The organism is Comamonas sp. BIGb0124, from assembly GCF_003752175.1.
Lineage (GTDB): Bacteria > Pseudomonadota > Gammaproteobacteria > Burkholderiales > Burkholderiaceae_C > Comamonas_F.
The window spans coordinates 67768-85170 of record NZ_RJVF01000009.1; the positions used below are offsets into that span (position 1 = coordinate 67768).

Sequence of the window (17403 nt, forward strand, 5' to 3'; positions counted from 1 at the left end):
CGGCGGTTACTCGGCGCGATGCCAAACAGCTTTTGCACGGCTGCGTGAGAACACGCGAAAACCGTGCGCACGCGTACCGGTAAATCCGCACAAGCGGTTGCGAAGATGGGGATTCGAATCGCGCTGAAATGCCCGGTGACCGGGTCAATCGGCGTTGAGTGATGGACTTGGGCCCGTGGCGAAGGCGTGTTCGCCCATTATTTTTCTGCGCGAGCGTGGGGGCGTGCACCGTCTTGGCGCCCCTTTGACGAAGGCCCGTGCTGGGTGAGCGCCCGAAAACCGTGCCTGTGGCATGGGGTTCAAGACGGTTGGATCCGCTTGAAACAAAAGGCGATCGCCATCGTGGTGCGCGCGTTATCGATGGGCTGCAATTTTGCAGGCGCGATTGCGCTTTTCGTTATCTACAACACGGCCCTGCATCGCTACGCTTGCAGCTCTCCAGTCAGACGATTCAAAAGTACCAACCATGAGCTCATTGCCAAGAGTGAAGGTCGCCGCCGCTCATGCAGCACCCGTGTTTCTCGACAAGTCGGCCACGACAGAAAAAGCCGTCGCCCTGATCGAAGAGGCCGCACGCCATGGCGCGCAGGTGATTGCGTTTCCGGAAACCTACATTCCCGCTTTTCCGGTCTGGGCCGCCCTTTGGGCTCCGATCTACAACCATGATCTGTTCGAGGCGATGGTCGAGAACAGCCTTTGCGTGCCAGGCCCGGAGATCAGCCGCATTGCTGCGGCCGCCAAACGTTTTGGCGTTTGTGTATCGATCGGAATCAGCGAACGCAGCACCGTGAGTGCAGGCTGCATCTGGAACACCAGTCTGCTGATTGGCGAGAACGGAACGCTCTTGAACCATCACCGAAAGCTGGTGCCCACGTTCTACGAGAAGCTGGTCTGGGCATCGGGTGACGGTGAGGGCTTGCGTGTGGCGGACACCCGGTTCGGTCGCATCGGCGGCCTGATCTGCGGCGAGAACACCAATCCGCTGGCACGTTTTGCGTTGATGGCGCAGGGCGAACAGATCCATGTGTCGAGCTGGCCCCCCATGTGGCCCACCCGCGCACCCACCGGAGGCGGAAACTTCGACAACGTCGCTGCGAACCGAATCCGTGCTTCGGCACACTCGTTCGAGGCCAAGGCATTCGGTATCGTGTGTGCGAGTTTCATGGACAAACCCATGCGCGATTTTCTCGTCGACCGCGACCCCACCGTGGCCGACATCATTGATCAAACCCCGCGTGGCGTCAGCATGTTCGTGGATCCAACAGGCAGCCCAACCGGCGACTTGTTGCAGAACGAAGAAGGCATCGCCTATGCAGAATTCGACTTGACTCGATGCATCGAGCCGAAACAGTTTCATGACGTGGTCGGTTATTACAACCGCTTCGATGTCTTTTCTCTCGAAGTGGAACGCCGCCGTCATGAGCCCGTGCGCTGGACGGGAAACACCGAAGCCCAGTTTCCTCGACTGCTTGGCGAGGAGCGGGGAGGGGACGAGCAGGCGGTCTGAGGGGCCTGCGGGGGCGTGGATGTGGATCACGCGATGCGCGCTTCAGCTCGTCAATGAAAGCTTCCACCCCGATCAACCACGCGTCGATCGCCGTGGCACGCTGTGGCATATCCCTTCTTCTCCACGTCAGCTCCTCCGCATCTCGGACGTTTGACGTCTAATCTTTGAGCGCAATGATGGACTCGACCTCAACCTTTGCCCCTTTGGGCAGTGCCACCACCTGATAGCAGGCCCGGGCAGGGAAGGGCGCGGTGAAGAACTTCGAGTACACCTCGTTCACGGCCGCGAAGTCGCCCAGATCCGTCAACAGCAAGGTCGTCTTGACCGTCTTCTGAAGCGTCGTCCCCGCCGCTTCGGCGATGGCCTGGATGTTGGAAATACAGACCGCAATCTGCTCAGCAGCCGTGCTGCCCTCGATCTCGCCACTCACCGGGTTCAACGGAATCTGCCCCGAGACAAAAAGGAAGTCGCCGTGAGCGATGGCCTGCGAGTAGGGACCGATGGCGGCGGGGGCGTTGGGGGTTGAGATTTGATTCATGCTGTCTCCAGTGTGGATATGCGCTTGAGTTTAAGACCTGTGTTGTCGACCGTTGGGCGCTGTGCTGGCGAACTCATGGCAAGGAGCGAGCTGCTGCATCTGATGGATGTGAGGACGGTGGCACTGGACTGCAGGCGTCTCGTGTATCTTGATTGGCGTGTTTAATTGAAATGAACGTACTTTGGTGTACGCAGTGACATCGGGGTTGCCCTCCCCCCTCCCCCCGGCTGCTAATAGCCACAACAGCCGTGTTGGCGATTACGATAGCTGGAGTGCTTAAGGAATATTTCTGTGTTGTTTCTTTTTTTGGGATTCAGCCGTTGAAATTTTTTAGTAGTGAATTTTTGATACGTCGGTTTACACTCATTCTTCTGGAGCCTCCAGTTTGTTTAGAATTGAGCTGTCGCCGAGACTGAAGAGTACACCTATTACCTGGAGTACGACAATCATTCCGTACCAGAAGGTAAACCATGTGGCATAAAGGAGTGAGTTTGATTCAAAGATTTTCTGAAATATTCCGACTCCCAAGCTGATTGTGAGGACCACCAAGGGATAGGCCATGTCTGCATTAATCATTAGTACTGAGCCATATTTACGGCTTCCTGATGCCGATCGCTTCTCGATTTCTTGCTGCATCCCGTTGATCACCGAGGCTTGTAGTGCAAATATTAGTGCATACACGCCTATGCCAAATCCCAGTAGGCTGGGAAAAATTGAGATGATTATCTCGGATGGATTTTTTTGTATATTCGAGAGTCGCGAAAAGTTGAGATCGTTCCCATTTATCGCATCTTGAATAAGTGGGTATAGGCTGGTTGCCGTCAAGCCGATGGCAATTGTGAATGGAAGAAATAAAGTCTTAATCCAGAGGTTGAGGGGGGCGAAATTATTTGAGGCTCTACTATCTCCGGAGTATACGTAGTTATTTATTATATAAATTATTGTCCCCAGGATAGGAGTCTTGATGAGTATTTTCAAGGGATTCATTTATTCCTCGCTTGATAGTTGATCTAGTTCGAGATTTTTTAGTTTTTCATGCACCCTTGAAAAGTAGTCGGCATCACTCTGGTCGGATGATGATTTTCTTACTGTAAATGAAGCCGGGGAGTCAGCTGAATCATAATTTTGCCACTTTGCCTTTTCTCCCTCTTGGGTGGCTAGGTAGCTCATCTTGGCCGCTCCGTATAGTACTGCTGCACGAAGCATAGTTTTTAGAATCTCCGGCACCCCCGACATACGGCCTTTTTCGCCATTGCCCGCTCCCGAGGCGTGAACCTTGATTCTTGTATGTTTTTCACGAAGATCTCGTAGCAAGCCTTCTGTCTCGCCTCCGTTGGGAGGGGAGATAGTTACATCAACTGTCCTATATGCGATTGCCTTGTCAAAAATTTCCTCCAAAGTTTTTTTGGTAGAGATTAAGTTGATTGTTAATTCGTGATGCGGAAATTCTTCATTGGAAATTGGTTGAAGAAATTTTTCGAGTGCCGTTTGAAAGCCGTTATTTTTAGGGATGTTTTGCTTGTCAATGGCTAATAGGTGTCTATTTGTGTCGAAGATAAAGGGGATTTCTTGAAGCTTGGAGACAGTGGTTTTTTTGCCTGCTCTGAAGACGGTTTGGCCAGTACCAAGATCTTTTAGTGTATCAGTTTTGGTGTAGCGAATAAAATGGCCATAAATGTAGCCGGATTTAAAAGCGAAAAATTCTGGTCCTATATAGGACTCTCCACCTAGTGCATGGTGGAACAGAGGTTGAGTTTTCTGGGTGCGATGTTTCTGATTTAGGTCTCGGAGTTTTGAAAAAAGTTTTCGGTATCCATTTATACCTACTTCTTTCTCATTGTTGTTGATTGGGAGTAGTTGAATGTTGTAAATGACGAATTTGGACATAATGAGTTATGATTTTGCGAGTATAAATTCACTAATACGTGGCTTCTATTTGCCCGAGCAAAACTTGAGCGTGAAAATTGTAGCGGACTTGAGATGAATGGTTGATGCTTGTTATTCTTGAGGAGGTAGACACGGTTCGTGTGAGGCAAATGGTTGCGGCATGGAGTGGTTTGGGTAGGGATGATTGAAATTTATTCTGTATGTTCTCAGTTGAAGTGGAAATATCTTAATGATATCAATACTTCATTAATGTCTTGTTGAGTAGGGTGTGTAGGTTGAAAGTACTAGTTTATGGGTCTTCCAGTTTGCGCGGCTGCAAAATGGATGCAGTGGGGGACTCTGGATTGGGGGATTCTATCAAGTGTGATAATTGTGGCCTTGAGGAATTGTCACTTTTAAATTCTTTGCAGCTAGTCGGTGTAGATGTTCGATGCCATCGTTGATGGACGAGGGGCCCCGCCGGCGACAGTGCCTGCAGATGCGATAGTGAGGACTGATCTCGCGGTGGGGTGCTGCACATAGCCTGCCATTTTGCTTAAGGATATATGGTCATTAATCCGTCCATGAGACCATAGCGCCAAGTGCTATGATTTCCGATCATTAGTGGGGGGCGAAGAGGGGGCGTTGAAGAGGTTGTGGTGCATCTGTTCTTACTAACCGTCCGGGTCTAAAGGGCGCAGAAAGCTGGCGAGCTTGTGGAGTAGATTACGATGCGAAAGACTGTGTCTCCGATTCTCGATGCGGTTCACCAAGCTGCGAAGGGGCGGCAAACGGTGGACGGGAAGGATCAGGTCACATTGCGCGAGTTCGACCGCGTGTGCTTACCAGTCATCGTATCGCTTGAGCCTGCGCAGATCAAAGGCACCCGCAATGCATCACGTGTCAGTCAAGCGGTGTTCGCGGCGCCTTTGAACACGAGCCTCTCCACAGTACAGAAATGGGAGATCGGCCCAAAAAGACCTACGGGTGCGGCGCTCAAGCTTCTGTACCTCGTGCAGAAGCGGGGGCTTGAAGTCGTCGCCTAAAGCACTGCCGCGGTAGCCGCCACGCGTCGGCAGGAGCACCTTTGTTGTCGTGAATGTGAAGGAATAACAACGATGTCGAAACCGCTGACGGAGGTGGCGTTTTCGCTGGGATATGCCAGCGGGGATGATGATCTTGTTCGGGACTTTTACGTGCCGTGCTTGTCGTCGGCGGCGAAGTACAGCCGTGCCGTAGGTTACTTTCGCTCGACGCTTTACGTTCTAGTCGGCCTGGCATTCTCCAATTTTGCATACCGTGGCGGCAAGATTCGGCTGGTCTGCTCGCCTCATCTTTCGCCCGAGGACATTAAGGCGCTAGATGGAGCTTACGAGGAGCGCGATGTCGTCGGTGATCGAACGTTGGCGGATGTGCGTGATCTGCTTGCCGATGTCGAATCGAGGCCTGTCACTGAGTTCCTGGCGACGCTCGTGGCCTGCGGTGTTCTGGATGTACGCATCGCGTACAAGCCTGGCAGGGCTGGCATCTTTCATCAGAAGATCGGCATCTTCGAAGACGCTTTCGAGAACCGCGTGTCGTTCAACGGATCAACCAATGAGACGTTCTCGGCGTGGGATGTTGAGTCCAACAGTGAAAGCTTCGATGTATTTCGCTCATGGCACAGCGATGAGCCGGGCCGCGTGGCGCGACATGCCGAGTATTTCGAGCGCCTGTGGGCTGGCAACGTTGCTGGCCTGAAGGTGAAGGACTTTCCTTCCGTCGCCCGTGAGGAGTTGGTTGCTGCTAGGTTGCCGCAAGGCATCGACGATGCCGCAGAGCGCGTCCGTCATCTTGTTGGGGCGCCAAAGCCTCAGACATCGGATAAGCCGGAAAAACAGTCCCCGACAACACGCAGAACGCTTCAGCCGCATCAATCCGAAGTGCTCGCAAATTGGCGATCTGCCGGATACCGGGGCATCGTTCCACATGTCACTGGGGCGGGGAAGACGGTCACCGCGCTGCAGGCCATCCGAGACTGGTGCGCGAATGGCCGGCCTGCCTTAGTGCTGGTTCCAAGCGAACTGCTGGCCAAGCAGTGGGCAATCGAGGTCGAGAAGGATCTTAGCAACCTGCATCCGATGGTGGTGACGGCCGGCGCCGGCAATTCGCGAGCAAGCTGGGAGGGCTTGCTCGCTGATCTGACCCGTGACATGGTTGAGCTTGGCCCACGTATCACCATCGCCACGCTTCAGACTGCGTCCAAGCCGCACTTCGTTTCACGAGTGCAGGGGGGACCTCATCTACTGTTGGTGGCCGACGAAGTGCATCGGCTCGGCAGCAGCGGATGTGCCCGGATTCTTACCATCGAGGCCGGCGCTCGTCTCGGTCTCAGCGCAACACCTGAACGGTTTGGAGACCCCGCAGGCACGGCGCGGATATTTGGCTATTTTGGGGAGCGATTGCAGCCGCCCTTTGGTATCCCGGAAGCGATTGTCGCAGGGCGCCTTGTGCCCTACGATTACTACATCCATACTGTTCGGTTGACGAGATCCGAGCAGGAAAGCTGGAACAAGCTAACCGAAACGATCAAGCGCGAATACGCGCGTTTGCCGAAGGGGATAGGTGGATCGCGAGTCCCCAGCGACCGTTTCCAGCTCATGTTATTCCGGCGCGCTGCCATCCTCAAACAGGCTCAAGGAAAAACCGACCTTGCGATTGACATTCTGCGCGGGGAGTACAAGGACGGTGACCGGTGGCTGGTCTATTGCGACACACAAGAGCAATTGGGCGATGTTCTCATGGGCCTGCAGCATAACCGGCTACCTGCATATGATTATCACAGCGCAATGGAGGGTGAGCGCGGGGCAACGATGGGACACTTCGCCGCTCGCGGCGGCATCCTGGTTGCAATTCGATGCCTCGACGAAGGCGTTGATATTCCGGCGGTAAACCGTGCCCTAATCCTCGCCTCCTCTACCAACTCCCGTGAATTCATACAGCGGCGGGGCCGGGTGCTCAGGTGGCAAGAGCACAAGTTTTCAGCAGAGGTGCACGACTGTCTGGTGCTTCCGGCTCTCACCGACGACGAGGTTGGGGAAGAAACCGCTATATTACGGACTGAGCTTCGGCGCAGCGCTGAATTTGCACAGTATGCTAGAAACAAGGCCGTCGGAATGGAGCTGTCCGTCCTCGCGCGCCAGCACGGCATTGAAGATTTCGATGTCGTTACCGGAGAACTGGAGGGGAACCATGGTAGTTGAACCGAAAACAAAACAGTCGGCGCTTGAAACATTGGAGGCGCTGCGGCAAGAGGTCGTGCAGAAGATGGAGGATAAGGATATCGCGGCATTGATGAGCGCTGAGTTCCTCCAGTCAGTTTTCAATGAAGCCTGGCGGCTGCAGTTTGAAGATGATGTGCTGCAATTCCAACGTGCCGCGCGCGACCTGGTGACGGAAACTGCCAATCAACCGCAGAATGGGGTGAGCTAATGAAACTCACTCGCGTTCGGATAGAAAATTTCGGCCCGTTCAACGGCAGTCACGAACTTGATCTGACGGTGACTGCGAATGCGCCGGTGATCCTCGTTCATGGAGAGAACGAGCGAGGCAAGACTTCGCTCGCCAATGCGATCCGTTGGTGCCTGTACAAACAGGCCGTTGGGCGCAACAGCATCCACATCCCGACGGTCAGGCTCCTCAATACCGATGCCAGACTTGGTGGGCAGTACAATCTCTCGGTCACGCTAGAGTTCGAGCATGCCGGTGCTCGCTTTATTCTTGAGCGGCATGCACAGGCCGATCGTGCGCCAAGCGATGATCGGGATTTCCAGTTTCGGTGCTCGATGCGCAAGAATGGCAGCTTTGAGCCTGAGGCCGGGATCGACCGCAGCATCAATGAAATACTGCATCCGCAGATTTCGCGCTTCTTCCTCTTCGACGGCGAAATGCTGAATGACTACGAGGACCTATTGCGCAATCCCCATCAACGCACGCTGATCGTGAAACAGTCGATCGAGCAGATTCTGGGTTTACCGTCGATTCAGCGCTCGATCACGGGGCTCGCCGAATTGAAGCGGAATGCAGAGCGCAGCCAGCTTTCAGAAGCCAGAGCTCGCCGAGACAATGAGCGGCTGATCGTAAGTGCTCAGCAGAAGGAAGAACTGGTCAGTGCCCTCGAAAAGGACATTCAGCGGCAGCAGGAAATCAAGGCGGACCTTGAGAATGAGCGCAATCAGTTCAGACAGAAGATGGAGACGTTCGGCGAAATTAAGGCAGACCTCCGTGAAATGGACCGGTGCGAGCGAGAGGTGAAGCAGGCCGACGAAGATGCTGCAACTCTGATGGGCGAGATCCAGGCGATCGTCAAGGAGTCTTGGTGGCTCCCTCTGGAGAAAGCGATTGCAGCCAAGGCAGACGAAGCCCAAACTCTCGCGCAGCGCGCGGCCGAAGCATCGGCACTGCGCGAACGTCTCACGCGGGAGATTGCAGAAGTTGACCGCACAGTTCTCGAACAAATGTGCGGTCTGTGCGGACATCATGTGTCGGCCGAGGAAATTGACGCCTTGTCCGCGAAGCGAGCTGTGGCGCAAAGCCAACTCGATAAGCTAGGCCCGGAAATCCAAGCAGCAAAGCACTTCGAGACAATGTCGCTTCTGCGTCCCTTCGCTGGCAAGGCGGTGCACCAGTTTTTGCGCGAAAAGGAGGGCGCGCTTAGACGCGCCGGTATCAAGAAGCGCCAGCTCAAGACGGAAATTGAGCAAATAAAAGAGCGCGTTAGGACAGACAACCGTGCAGAGATCGGACAGGTTGAACGCGATCTGGAAAAGTGCCTGGGTCAGCTACGCGACTCTGAACGCATCCTCAGCGAAACGCAGGATCGTCTTAACGAAGCCGACGCCGCGTTGCAGCGTCTGCAGGCACAGATTCGCAGGCTCCCATCAGCGAACAAAGCTTTGGCAACCCAGGCGGCGCTTTACGACGCACTGCGAGAAATCTTTGATTCAGCAGTGGAAGAGTTCAGGCAGCGTCTGCGCGTCGATGTCGAGCGCGAGGCGTCCGAAATACACAAGGCGCTGTCGGCTGAACCTGGCTATGGTGGCCTCAAGATCAACGAACAATTCGGGCTCTCCCTCGTGAATGACCGTGGCCGCATCATCACTGACCGGTCGGCTGGATCCGAACAGATTGTGGCGCTGTCATTGATAGGAGCACTCAATCGATGTGCGACCCGCGAGGGGCCCATCATCATGGACACGCCCTTCGGCCGGCTGGATCGCCGGCACAGACACAACATCCTGAAATTTGCTCCGCACTTCGGCGCTCAGGTCGTGCTGCTTGTTCAATCCGGCGAGTTGGAGCGAGACCGTGACCTGGCTGACCTTGCGCCCCATGTTGCTCGCGAGTACCGGGTCGAGCGCGATGGTGCTTCCGATCGTTCCAGGATTACCGAGATCACGTCATGACTGAAATGCAAGCAGCCGCAGAAACTCAGGACAAGGCTCAAATCGGCCTGACTCCAGTCGCGGATCAGCAGCTCGATGAGTTGCTCAAGACCGGTTGGTTTGCCGATCGGCAGGACTGCTATCGCTTGGCAATAGCCGTCGCCCTAGCCCGTCATCTTGAACCTAGCGCGGCAGAGATGGTTGGAATCCGTACAACCTACAACTTCACAGGCGGTGTCGATCGCGACGGTAAGTTGCGTCAACTGATCGCCGCACTGAATCCTGCGGAGGTAGCGAGCCCAGCAACGTTCTCCGAGCGGCTTGCACATGCGGGTCTCGCCTTTCTATTCAACCGCTTGGTGACTGCCAACGGCACACTTTCAGACGCACTTGATCCAGATCAGACGGCGCCATGGGCTTGAGTACCTATGTCAGGTCTAAAAAAGGCGGAACTGGTGGAGCGTCTGTGTGCATATCTCTCGCAGCAGCGCTGTACTATTGACAAGGCAGAACTCGGCGGCATTTCCGGCGAGTTACCTTGCCGGCTCGATGTGACATTCCCCTGTGGCAGCAAGCGGCGGTACAACTTGTACTGCTGGACCGTGGGGCATGGAGGCAGGTCGCGCTCTGCACTTGAATACCGTATCCAAGTCAAGCTTGGCAATGGGCGACAGCTCGCATTCAAGGATGCCACCTCCGTGCTACTGGGGTACTACGACGTGGAGCAGGACCATGTCGGTCAAGAGATGGGCAACTATCCCGCATCGGATATGCGGATCATCACTGCGTGGGACCCCGTCAGGCACATCAAGGTGGGCATTTCTTCATCCTGCCAGATCACATTCCCTGTGTTGAAACAGGCGTATCTGGTCGGCGCAGACTCTAAGGTAAGGCAATGCGCGGACGGCGAGCTGGAGACCGCGCTTGCGTTTCGGCCAGAGTACCTCGCCCGCTACCTTTTTCTTATGTCGTCAGGTCACGAGACAGTGGGACCGACGAAGCTACTGGATTTTTCATTCTAATGAACGCTAATCTCAATTCGCAGCCATGCCTCGCCTACACGACGGCGAAAGGTAAAGCCTATCAGGGCGACTCTCGCCTTGTCCTTGCGTCGAAGGTGATGAAGCCGGGGTCCGTAGACCTCATCTTCACCTCGCCGCCGTTTTCATTGACCCGGCCAAAAGACTACGGCAATAAGCCGCATGACGAATATCTGAGCTGGTTCGACACGTTCGTGCCGGTTTGGCAGTCGTTGTTATGCGATACAGGCTCGCTCGTCATCGATGTGGGCGGCTCATACCTCCCCGGCGCTCCGAAGCGATCAACTTACCATTTCGAGTTAGCGGCTCGACTTGCGCGACACTTTGACCTCTGCCAGGAGTTTTATTGGTACAACCCGGCCAAGTTGCCCGGGCCTGCTCAGTGGACAAATGTTGATAGGATTCGCGTCAAAGATTCAGTGAACTTGATCCTGTGGTTCGCCAAGGATGCGAGCAAGACAAAGGCAGACAACCGTAGGGTGCTAAAGCGCTACTCTACATCAATGGATGCATTGCTCAAGAACGGCTACCAGATTCGCAAACGTCCTTCCAATCACAACATCACTGACAAGTTCATGGTGGACAACAAGGGCGCGATACCGCCAAATCTGCTTGGTTTCGCCGATGGCGATCAAAGCGATTTGCATGGTGAGCCGTTCGACGCGCTGTTTGACAACATCCTGGCTGTCTCAAATACGATCTCGAACGACAAATATCTTTCCGAGTGCCGTCTGCATGGCGTGAAACCTCATAATGCTCGGTTTCCCAAAGGGCTCCCAGCATTCTTCATTGAGTTCCTGACCGAGCATGATGATGTTATCTACGATCCATTCGCGGGTAGTAATACGACGGGCGAAGTGGCAGAGGCATTGGGTCGAAATTGGGTGTCGTGTGAACTGGATGCAGAGGGCAAGTTTGCCGGCACTTATGTTCGATCCTCAGCGTTTCGCTTTGAGTCTCCCCGCTTCGAAGCTGGGTTCGAGACACTACCTGACGAGAAATGGGTTTCTAATGCGAAACGTGTTCCCCCTGCATCGGTAAAAGTTTAAATTTTTTGTGGTCGCAGCCATGGTCTTTAGACGATTGAATTGCGTGATGCCACGCGAGTCAACCAGCGCAGCGCAAAGCGCGATGGCGAGGGACTGGGGTTGTAGTTGACCCAACTCGTGGATGGTTTCAGTTTGATTCTCAAACGATCTGGGGTGCTTCATCCGCATACAGTGGGTCATGTTGGCGAGCAGTGAAGCAGGAAGGCTGACTCCTTTCATAGTTCATGGGTGAGGTAGCCCAGGCCGCTGTGGCGCCGTCTGGTGTTTTACCACCCTTCAAGTTTGCCATTACGAGTCCGAAGACTGCGTGAAAGTCGCATCACTGCGACCGGCGAACCAGACCGTAGCCTTTGCCAGGATGTCGCGTTCCTGTCGACGCTGGCGGCGAAGCCGAACAAGCTCCTCGCGGTCGGCGCTGCTCAAGCCCTCATTGCCGGGGAACGGCTTGCCGCCGTCAATGGCAGCTTGGCCGACTCAGTAGGCGATGGACTACGCGGTGACATTGAACTCGCGAGAGAACTCGGCCGGTGTGCGCCCGGCGCGCACCGACTCGACCGTCTGTTGCCTGAATTCCGCCGGGTATGGCGGTCGAACCTTGGACATTTGCGACTCCTTGAACACAAAGAATGATGTCTCCACGGAACCGGGTCAACTCCACAGCACGATCATCAGTTCGGCTTGGTCGCCGTCTTCCAGAATGTTGTAGATGACTTCAAGCGCAAAAGCCGGATCGCTGCGGTAAACCTCCGCCATGGCTTCGTCATTCGATCTGCTTTCCATCGTTGCTTCTCCGTGGCCAGTCATGCCCGTACTCCACCGCCCGATGGATGTCCGCTGTCTGCGCCCGTTTGCCACCACCGCACGGCAGAAGCACGACACGCAGCATGATGTGTGCACCCCGTGTCCATTGGCGAAAAGCTCGGACGCATCAAGCGTGCATGTGGTCTGCGTGCGGAGTTAAGGAACTGCTGATCGCGATCGCCATTGCCAACTACGAGTCCGAATGGGGAACGACGCTGGCAAACCAATGCCCCCCAACCTCCTGCTGCAGCACCAAAAGGTCGTAGGTCTTGAGCATGTCGAGCAGACCCGAGTGCCCGTAGAGCTTGGGTGAGAACGCGGGGTCCGCGCGCTTGAGGTACTGGCCTAGGGCGCCCAGCGAGATCTTGCCTTCGGAGCTTCCACCGGCCAGCAGGGCAACGGCCTCGACGATGAATCGAGGACGGGTCTTGGGCTGTGGCTTGGATGGTTCCGGCTTCTGATCTTTGGCCTTGGCCACCGGCTCGGCTTTGGCGGCTGCGGTTTTGACCGCGGGGGCGATTGCGGGAGCTGCCGTCGCCACAGTTGAAGCGACGGGCGCGGCCGGAACCGTCGGCGCTTGCACGGGCCGCTCCCACTCGATGAACTGGTCGCTTGCATTGCGCAGTGCATCGGGTGTTTTGGACTCGCCCACGATGCACACATGGGCGCCGCGCTCGCGCAGTTTGCGGCACAGGTAGGCGAAGTCGGAGTCGCTGGTGACGAGGCAGAAGGTCTCGGCGCGTCCGTCGAACATGGCTTCGAGGGCATCGAGCGCCAGGGCGATGTCGGCGGTGTTTTTGCCCGCCGCGTATTGGTACTGCAGGCAGGGCGTGAAAGCCAGCCGGATCAGTGCCTCTTGCCATTTGTTTGCCAGGGTGGTCTGGTTGCCATAACCGCGACGCAGCACCACGCGTCCAAACTGGGCCGCCATCAACAGGGCGTGTTCCAGGATATCTGGCGGAACGTTGTCGCAATCGACCAGGACTGCAACACGGGCGTCGACGTGACCGGGGATGGCGCTCATGCTTCGATCTCCTCCATGTTTCGATGCCACCTATGCGGCTGTCTGTGGACAAGTCCCACGCTGTGCGGTGAGTTGTCCACACCATAAACGAAAGTTGGGGAAAGTGAATAGCAGGCGGAGTGATTAACGCCGAGGTCGGGGGCCATCGCTCGCTGCCGTGCGCAATGGGCCGCACCGCTGCATCAAGCCATCGTCTGCTGCAGGCTCTGGGCCGTCTTGGCGTTGGCCACGTCGCTTTCGCGCGGCAAGGCCACCGCATTTTTCACGGCGAGGATTTCTGCCATGACGCTCACGGCGATCTCGGGGGGGGTCTTGCTTGCGATGTAGATGCCGATCGGTCCGCGCAGGCGGGCCAGGGACTCGGCGGTCTGGTCGAAATGCGTGATCAAACGTTCGCGCCGGGCTTCGGCGTTGCGGCTTCTGCCAGGGTCGCGCCGCCGTCTGCAAGCGACACGCTGCGCGCTATCAGTCGCCCCCGTTCCAGCGCGGCGACCAGCGCGGCCAGCGATGCGGGATCGGCTTCGTGTTCGAGCAACAGCTCGAGCGTGCTGCCGCAGGGCAGGCCGAAGCGGTGCGGGTGAGGGCAGAGGCGGGCATCAGCAGACCCACAGGGGTCTGATTTGCATCGTCGGACAGATAACGAAACTCGAACTGCGACTCCTGAAGCAATTGCCCGCATGGCTGGTCACTGACTTCGACGTTCAGCAGCTTCACTTTTTCCGGGAGGTTCATGATTCGTCCTCATCCTCTGCGAAGCGGGCGCGCATTTCTTCCAGAGACGGAAGCCCAGTCTTTTCCAATCGGAGCGTGTAACCCATGGCCCTGAGCACATCCAGAAGCGCAGCGGTGGTCACTTCGCCTTCGGTCTCCAGACGATGCAGCAGGTCTCAAGAACGGCCCGACGAACGCACTCACTTCCCATCGAGCGATTGGATCTTCTCGCGAAGAAAATCCATGAATGCACGGGTCTTGGGGGGAACCAGATTTCTGCTGGGGATGGCTGCATACAGATCGAAGCGCAGCGAGGCCCATTCCTGCAGCACGCGGACCAGGGTGCCGTTGGACAGGCCGCTTTGCACGTACCAGGGCAGGGTGGCCAGAATGCCCATGCCGGCGTTGGCCGCGGCATGCAGCGTCTCGTGGTGCGCGCTGCTGAGCACACCGCTGCGACGTGTCTTGGCTTGAACCGCATGAACGTCGCCGCCTGCGGGATGGCCTTTTCGCCTGAACTCGATGGTTCGGGGCGTGCTGTGTGCGTTGGGGACCAGTACTTCGTGGTGTGCCAGATCGGCGGGGTAGACCGGCACGCCGTTCGCTTCGAAGTAGCTGGGCGATGCGCAGAATATCAACTCGGTGCTCGCCAGCAGATGGGCAACGAAGTCTCCGGTCACCAGCTTGGCGGGTGTGCAGATCAGGGTGATGTCGAGCGATTCGTCCAGCCCACCCAGGGATTGAGGGTCGAGCGCGGTCAACTGGAAGCTGACTTTGTGATACCGCCGCCGAAACTCGGGCAGCAGGGGCGCGATCTGGTGCGACAGCAAGGGGGCTGCGCCACCCACCCGAAGCGGGCCCGCCGGCACGCGCGAGGTGGACTCGACCGCAGCGGATGCCTCGGCGACTTTCGCCAGAATCTCGCGGACATGATCCGTGTATTCCAATCCGGCTTCGGTGGGGGCCAGTCGCCGTGTGGTGCGGTGGAGGAGGCGTGCCCCGATCTCTTGCTCCAGTTCGGCGACCAGGCGTGTCACCGCGGCCGGAGAAATGTCGAGCGCTCGCGCCGCGCCCGCAAAGCTGCCTTCATCGACGACGCAGATGAAGGTGCGCATGGCTCTGAACAGGTTGATCATCGCGCGCGTGGCCGGCCGGAACGAGGGGCCGGGCCCCGGATCCGGCCGGCTCTCACCGGGCGACCGCTGCCGCCGCGACGGTGTCGGTCCGGGCCGACGGCTGCCAGCCGCCCCCGAGCGCGCGGTATGCGGCAACGGCTGCGCGAGCCGCTTCGGTCTGCGCCTGGGCCCTGGCGTCCGAGGCTTGCAGCCAGGTCTCGTCGGCGCGCAGCACGTCGACCAGGCTGGCGGCACCCTTTTGATAGGCGATGAAGGACGACTGACGGGCCTGGCCCAGCGAGCTTTCGCCGCCGCTCAGGATCAGCGTCTGGCGGGTGCGGTTGGCCCAGGCCGAGAATGCGTTTTCGACGTCTTCGGTGGCGCGCAGCACGGACAGGCGGTAGGCCGCCAGGGCTTCGGCTTCCTGTCCTTGGGCTTGTTCGATCTGTGCGTTGATGCGGCCGAAGTCGAAGAGGCGCCAGCGCAATCCCAGCACCGCCGCCGACTGGTTGGCACCGCTCGAGAACAGATGGCCGCTGGAAATGGATGTGGCGCTGCCGATCAAGGCGCTCAGCGAGAACTTGGGGTAAAACTCCGCCATGGCGACGCCGATGCGGGCGTTGGACGCCGCCAGCCGGCGCTCGGCGACGATGAGGTCGGGCCTGCGGCGCAGCAGGTCGGCCGGCGTGCCGGTGTCGGCGAGCTGCGGCGCTTGCGGAATGGCGCCGGCGGCGGTCCAGTCCGCACGATGGGTGCCCGGGGGCACGCCCAGCATCACGTCGAGTGCATTCATGGCCGAATCCAGGCCGGTCTGCAGCACGGGCAGGGTGGCCTGCACTTGCGCGAGCGAGCCTTCGGTCTGCCGAAGCTGATAGTCGGCGGCGAGCCCTCTGCCGTGGAGCAACCGGACTTTCTCAAGCAGTGCTTGCTGCGTCTCGACTTGCCGGTTGGCGATGTCCAGGCGCGTCTGCAATCCGCGCAGGGCGATGTAGATGTCCGCCGTCTGCGCTGCGACGGCGAGCCGGGTCGCGGTGGCACCGGCCTCAGAGGCTTCGTAGTCGGCCAGGGCCGCCTGGCGTCCGCGTCGCAGGCCGCCGAAGAGGTCCAGCTCCCAGCTGGCGCCCAGATTGGCCTCGTAGGCATTGCCGTAGCGGTCGAAGTCGGGGGTGGAGGCCAGCACCTGGCCGAGCGGAGTCTCGATGGACTGATAGGCCCGCGCGGCCTGGCCGCTGAGGTTGCCGGACGGCAGGAGCGCAGCCGTCGCGGCGCCGAGCCCGGCCCGTGCCTGGCCGACTCTTGCCGCGGCTTGTGCCAAGTCGAGGTTCTGAGCGAGCGCCTGGGTGACGAGGCGGCTCAGCACCGGGTCGCCGAAGCTCTCCCACCAGACGGCGAGGCTGGGGGGGGGCGTGGCACTGCGCTGATCGGCTGCGGGCTGCGCCAGGTAACGCACGGGCAGTGGAGCATCTGGTCGGCGATAGTCCGGACCCACCGCACAAGCCGTCAGCAGGCCGGCGCTCGCGACCAGGGCAAGAGAGCGAGGGGAAAGCATCGAGAGTCCTTGAATGGAACAGAATAAGTGACCATATTACTGTATGGTCACTGGTTGTCAATCGAGGCCTGTCGAGATAAGCTACAAAAATGACAGACAAGAGCCATGAACCCCTCGCACGCGGACCGACGGAGCACAACGTCCGGGACCAGATCGTGGAAGCCGCCACGGAACATTTCGGCCACTACGGCTACGAGAAGACCACGGTGTCGGATCTGGCCAAGGCCATCGGTTTCTCCAAGGCTTACATCTACAAGTTCTTCGATTCCAAGCAGGCGATCGGCGAGGTGATCTGTGCCAACCGGCTGGCGATGATCACGCGCATCGTGGATTCAGTGATCGCCGATGCCCCCACGGCGTCGGAGCGTCTGAGGCGCCTCTTCCGGGCGTTGGCCGAGACGGGCAGCGATCTTTTTTTCCACGACCGCAAGCTTTACGACATTGCGGCGGTCGCCGCGCGGGACGAGTGGCCTTCGGTGCGCACGCTCGAGACGCACCTGCGGCAACTGATCCAGGAGATTCTTCGCGAAGGGCGCGAGACCGGCGAGTTCGAGCGCAAGACGCCGCTGGACGAAGCCTCGAATGCGATCTACCTGGTCATGCGGCCGTACATCAACCCAGTGCAGCTTCAGTACAACCTGGATCGGGCACCGGATGCGGCGGTGCAGTTGTCGGCACTCATCCTTCGCAGCCTAGCGCCCTAGTCGATGTGTGACTATTGACATTATTGGTCACTGGTCTGAGAATTCGGTTCCTGTTCTATCGATGAGTAAGGGACCC

General features: G+C 57.7%; 16 protein-coding genes and 3 pseudogenes. 9 read left to right on the top strand and 10 right to left on the bottom strand.

What is annotated here, in order from left to right; genetic code table 11:
* Positions 1-466 precede the first annotated feature (466 nt).
* Positions 467-1507: a carbon-nitrogen hydrolase family protein gene (locus EC845_RS06565; RefSeq protein WP_123296445.1), complete on the top strand. Its 1041-nt coding sequence runs from the start codon at positions 467-469 to the stop codon at positions 1505-1507.
* A gap of 157 nt (positions 1508-1664) precedes the next feature.
* Here the strand turns inward: EC845_RS06565 and EC845_RS06570 are convergent, their stop codons facing one another.
* The 3 genes from EC845_RS06570 to EC845_RS06580 form a co-directional block, all read right to left on the bottom strand.
* Positions 1665-2045 carry a RidA family protein gene (locus EC845_RS06570; RefSeq protein ID WP_123296446.1) on the bottom strand — a complete coding sequence of 127 codons (381 nt, stop codon included), beginning with the start codon at positions 2043-2045 and terminating at the stop codon, positions 1665-1667.
* Between the two features lie 363 nt (positions 2046-2408).
* Positions 2409-3023 carry a hypothetical protein gene (locus EC845_RS22105; RefSeq protein WP_158615647.1) on the bottom strand — a complete coding sequence of 205 codons (615 nt, stop codon included), beginning with the start codon at positions 3021-3023 and terminating at the stop codon, positions 2409-2411.
* 9 nt (positions 3024-3032) lie between these two features.
* The gene (locus tag EC845_RS06580; protein WP_123296448.1) at positions 3033-3932 is read right to left on the bottom strand and encodes a DUF4747 family protein; all 900 of its coding nucleotides are present in this window, start codon (positions 3930-3932) and stop codon (positions 3033-3035) included.
* 710 nt (positions 3933-4642) lie between these two features.
* On the opposite strand from EC845_RS06580, the gene EC845_RS06585 reads away from it, so the two are divergent.
* The 7 genes from EC845_RS06585 to EC845_RS06615 all read left to right on the top strand — a co-directional run bounded on the left by EC845_RS06585 (position 4643) and on the right by EC845_RS06615 (position 11423).
* On the top strand, positions 4643-4957 hold the full coding sequence (locus EC845_RS06585; protein ID WP_123296449.1) for a DNA-binding transcriptional regulator: 315 nt from the start codon (positions 4643-4645) through the stop codon (positions 4955-4957).
* A gap of 72 nt (positions 4958-5029) precedes the next feature.
* Positions 5030-7153 (top strand): DEAD/DEAH box helicase family protein, encoded by a 2124-nt coding sequence (locus EC845_RS06590; protein WP_123296450.1) that lies wholly within the window; start codon positions 5030-5032, stop codon positions 7151-7153.
* The gene (locus EC845_RS06595; RefSeq protein ID WP_148077262.1) at positions 7143-7382 is read left to right on the top strand and encodes a hypothetical protein; all 240 of its coding nucleotides are present in this window, start codon (positions 7143-7145) and stop codon (positions 7380-7382) included. The genes EC845_RS06590 and EC845_RS06595 overlap by 11 nt, the downstream gene beginning before the upstream one ends.
* On the top strand, positions 7382-9355 hold the full coding sequence (locus EC845_RS06600; protein WP_123296452.1) for an AAA family ATPase: 1974 nt from the start codon (positions 7382-7384) through the stop codon (positions 9353-9355). Before EC845_RS06595 ends, EC845_RS06600 begins: the two co-directional genes overlap by 1 nt.
* Positions 9352-9756, top strand: a complete 405-nt coding sequence (locus EC845_RS06605) for a hypothetical protein (RefSeq protein WP_123296453.1) — start codon at positions 9352-9354, stop codon at positions 9754-9756. The genes EC845_RS06600 and EC845_RS06605 overlap by 4 nt, the downstream gene beginning before the upstream one ends.
* Positions 9757-9762: 6 nt before the next feature.
* On the top strand, positions 9763-10356 hold the full coding sequence (locus EC845_RS06610; protein ID WP_123296454.1) for a hypothetical protein: 594 nt from the start codon (positions 9763-9765) through the stop codon (positions 10354-10356).
* A complete protein-coding gene (locus EC845_RS06615) occupies positions 10356-11423 on the top strand; it encodes a site-specific DNA-methyltransferase (RefSeq protein WP_123296455.1) in 1068 nt (355 codons plus the stop codon). The genes EC845_RS06610 and EC845_RS06615 overlap by 1 nt, the downstream gene beginning before the upstream one ends.
* A 322-nt stretch (positions 11424-11745) precedes the next feature.
* On the opposite strand, the pseudogene EC845_RS22585 reads toward EC845_RS06615, so the two are convergent.
* The 7 genes and pseudogenes from EC845_RS22585 to EC845_RS06640 form a co-directional block, all read right to left on the bottom strand.
* A pseudogene (locus EC845_RS22585) lies at positions 11746-12026 on the bottom strand (transposase); the annotation flags it as partial.
* Positions 12027-12080: 54 nt separating this feature from the next.
* Positions 12081-12203 (bottom strand): annotated as a pseudogene (locus tag EC845_RS22335) (addiction module antidote protein); the annotation flags it as partial.
* Positions 12204-12414: 211 nt separating this feature from the next.
* Positions 12415-13248, bottom strand: coding sequence for an NYN domain-containing protein (locus EC845_RS06625; RefSeq protein WP_123296456.1), 834 nt, complete (start codon positions 13246-13248; stop codon positions 12415-12417).
* A gap of 182 nt (positions 13249-13430) precedes the next feature.
* Positions 13431-13822, bottom strand: a pseudogene (locus tag EC845_RS06630) (XdhC family protein); the annotation flags it as partial.
* Positions 13714-13980 (bottom strand): hypothetical protein, encoded by a 267-nt coding sequence (locus EC845_RS22595; protein ID WP_233598026.1) that lies wholly within the window; start codon positions 13978-13980, stop codon positions 13714-13716. The gene EC845_RS22595 and the pseudogene EC845_RS06630, both read right to left, overlap by 109 nt.
* 179 nt (positions 13981-14159) lie before the next feature.
* A complete protein-coding gene (locus tag EC845_RS06635; RefSeq protein ID WP_158615649.1) occupies positions 14160-15074 on the bottom strand; it encodes a LysR family transcriptional regulator in 915 nt (304 codons plus the stop codon).
* Positions 15075-15147: 73 nt separating this feature from the next.
* Positions 15148-16623 carry an efflux transporter outer membrane subunit gene (locus EC845_RS06640; RefSeq protein WP_123296458.1) on the bottom strand — a complete coding sequence of 492 codons (1476 nt, stop codon included), beginning with the start codon at positions 16621-16623 and terminating at the stop codon, positions 15148-15150.
* Positions 16624-16712: 89 nt separating this feature from the next.
* On the opposite strand from EC845_RS06640, the gene EC845_RS06645 reads away from it, so the two are divergent.
* Complete coding sequence (locus tag EC845_RS06645; protein ID WP_123296460.1) at positions 16713-17327, top strand: TetR/AcrR family transcriptional regulator; 615 nt, start codon at positions 16713-16715, stop codon at positions 17325-17327.
* Positions 17328-17403 lie beyond the last annotated feature (76 nt).

What these genes read in the sequence shown, in the direction of transcription:
- EC845_RS06565 (WP_123296445.1), top strand. Translation starts at nt 467, where the DNA reads ATGAGCTCATTGCCAAGAGTGAAGGTCGCCGCCGCTCATGCAGCACCC.
- EC845_RS06570 (WP_123296446.1), bottom strand. Translation starts at nt 2,045, where the DNA reads ATGAATCAAATCTCAACCCCCAACGCCCCCGCCGCCATCGGTCCCTAC.
- EC845_RS06580 (WP_123296448.1), bottom strand. Translation starts at nt 3,932, where the DNA reads ATGTCCAAATTCGTCATTTACAACATTCAACTACTCCCAATCAACAAC.
- EC845_RS06585 (WP_123296449.1), top strand. Translation starts at nt 4,643, where the DNA reads ATGCGAAAGACTGTGTCTCCGATTCTCGATGCGGTTCACCAAGCTGCG.
- EC845_RS06590 (WP_123296450.1), top strand. Translation starts at nt 5,030, where the DNA reads ATGTCGAAACCGCTGACGGAGGTGGCGTTTTCGCTGGGATATGCCAGC.
- EC845_RS06595 (WP_148077262.1), top strand. Translation starts at nt 7,143, where the DNA reads ATGGTAGTTGAACCGAAAACAAAACAGTCGGCGCTTGAAACATTGGAG.
- EC845_RS06600 (WP_123296452.1), top strand. Translation starts at nt 7,382, where the DNA reads ATGAAACTCACTCGCGTTCGGATAGAAAATTTCGGCCCGTTCAACGGC.
- EC845_RS06605 (WP_123296453.1), top strand. Translation starts at nt 9,352, where the DNA reads ATGACTGAAATGCAAGCAGCCGCAGAAACTCAGGACAAGGCTCAAATC.
- EC845_RS06610 (WP_123296454.1), top strand. Translation starts at nt 9,763, where the DNA reads ATGTCAGGTCTAAAAAAGGCGGAACTGGTGGAGCGTCTGTGTGCATAT.
- EC845_RS06615 (WP_123296455.1), top strand. Translation starts at nt 10,356, where the DNA reads ATGAACGCTAATCTCAATTCGCAGCCATGCCTCGCCTACACGACGGCG.
- EC845_RS06625 (WP_123296456.1), bottom strand. Translation starts at nt 13,248, where the DNA reads ATGAGCGCCATCCCCGGTCACGTCGACGCCCGTGTTGCAGTCCTGGTC.
- EC845_RS22595 (WP_233598026.1), bottom strand. Translation starts at nt 13,980, where the DNA reads ATGAACCTCCCGGAAAAAGTGAAGCTGCTGAACGTCGAAGTCAGTGAC.
- EC845_RS06635 (WP_158615649.1), bottom strand. Translation starts at nt 15,074, where the DNA reads ATGCGCACCTTCATCTGCGTCGTCGATGAAGGCAGCTTTGCGGGCGCG.
- EC845_RS06640 (WP_123296458.1), bottom strand. Translation starts at nt 16,623, where the DNA reads ATGCTTTCCCCTCGCTCTCTTGCCCTGGTCGCGAGCGCCGGCCTGCTG.
- EC845_RS06645 (WP_123296460.1), top strand. Translation starts at nt 16,713, where the DNA reads ATGACAGACAAGAGCCATGAACCCCTCGCACGCGGACCGACGGAGCAC.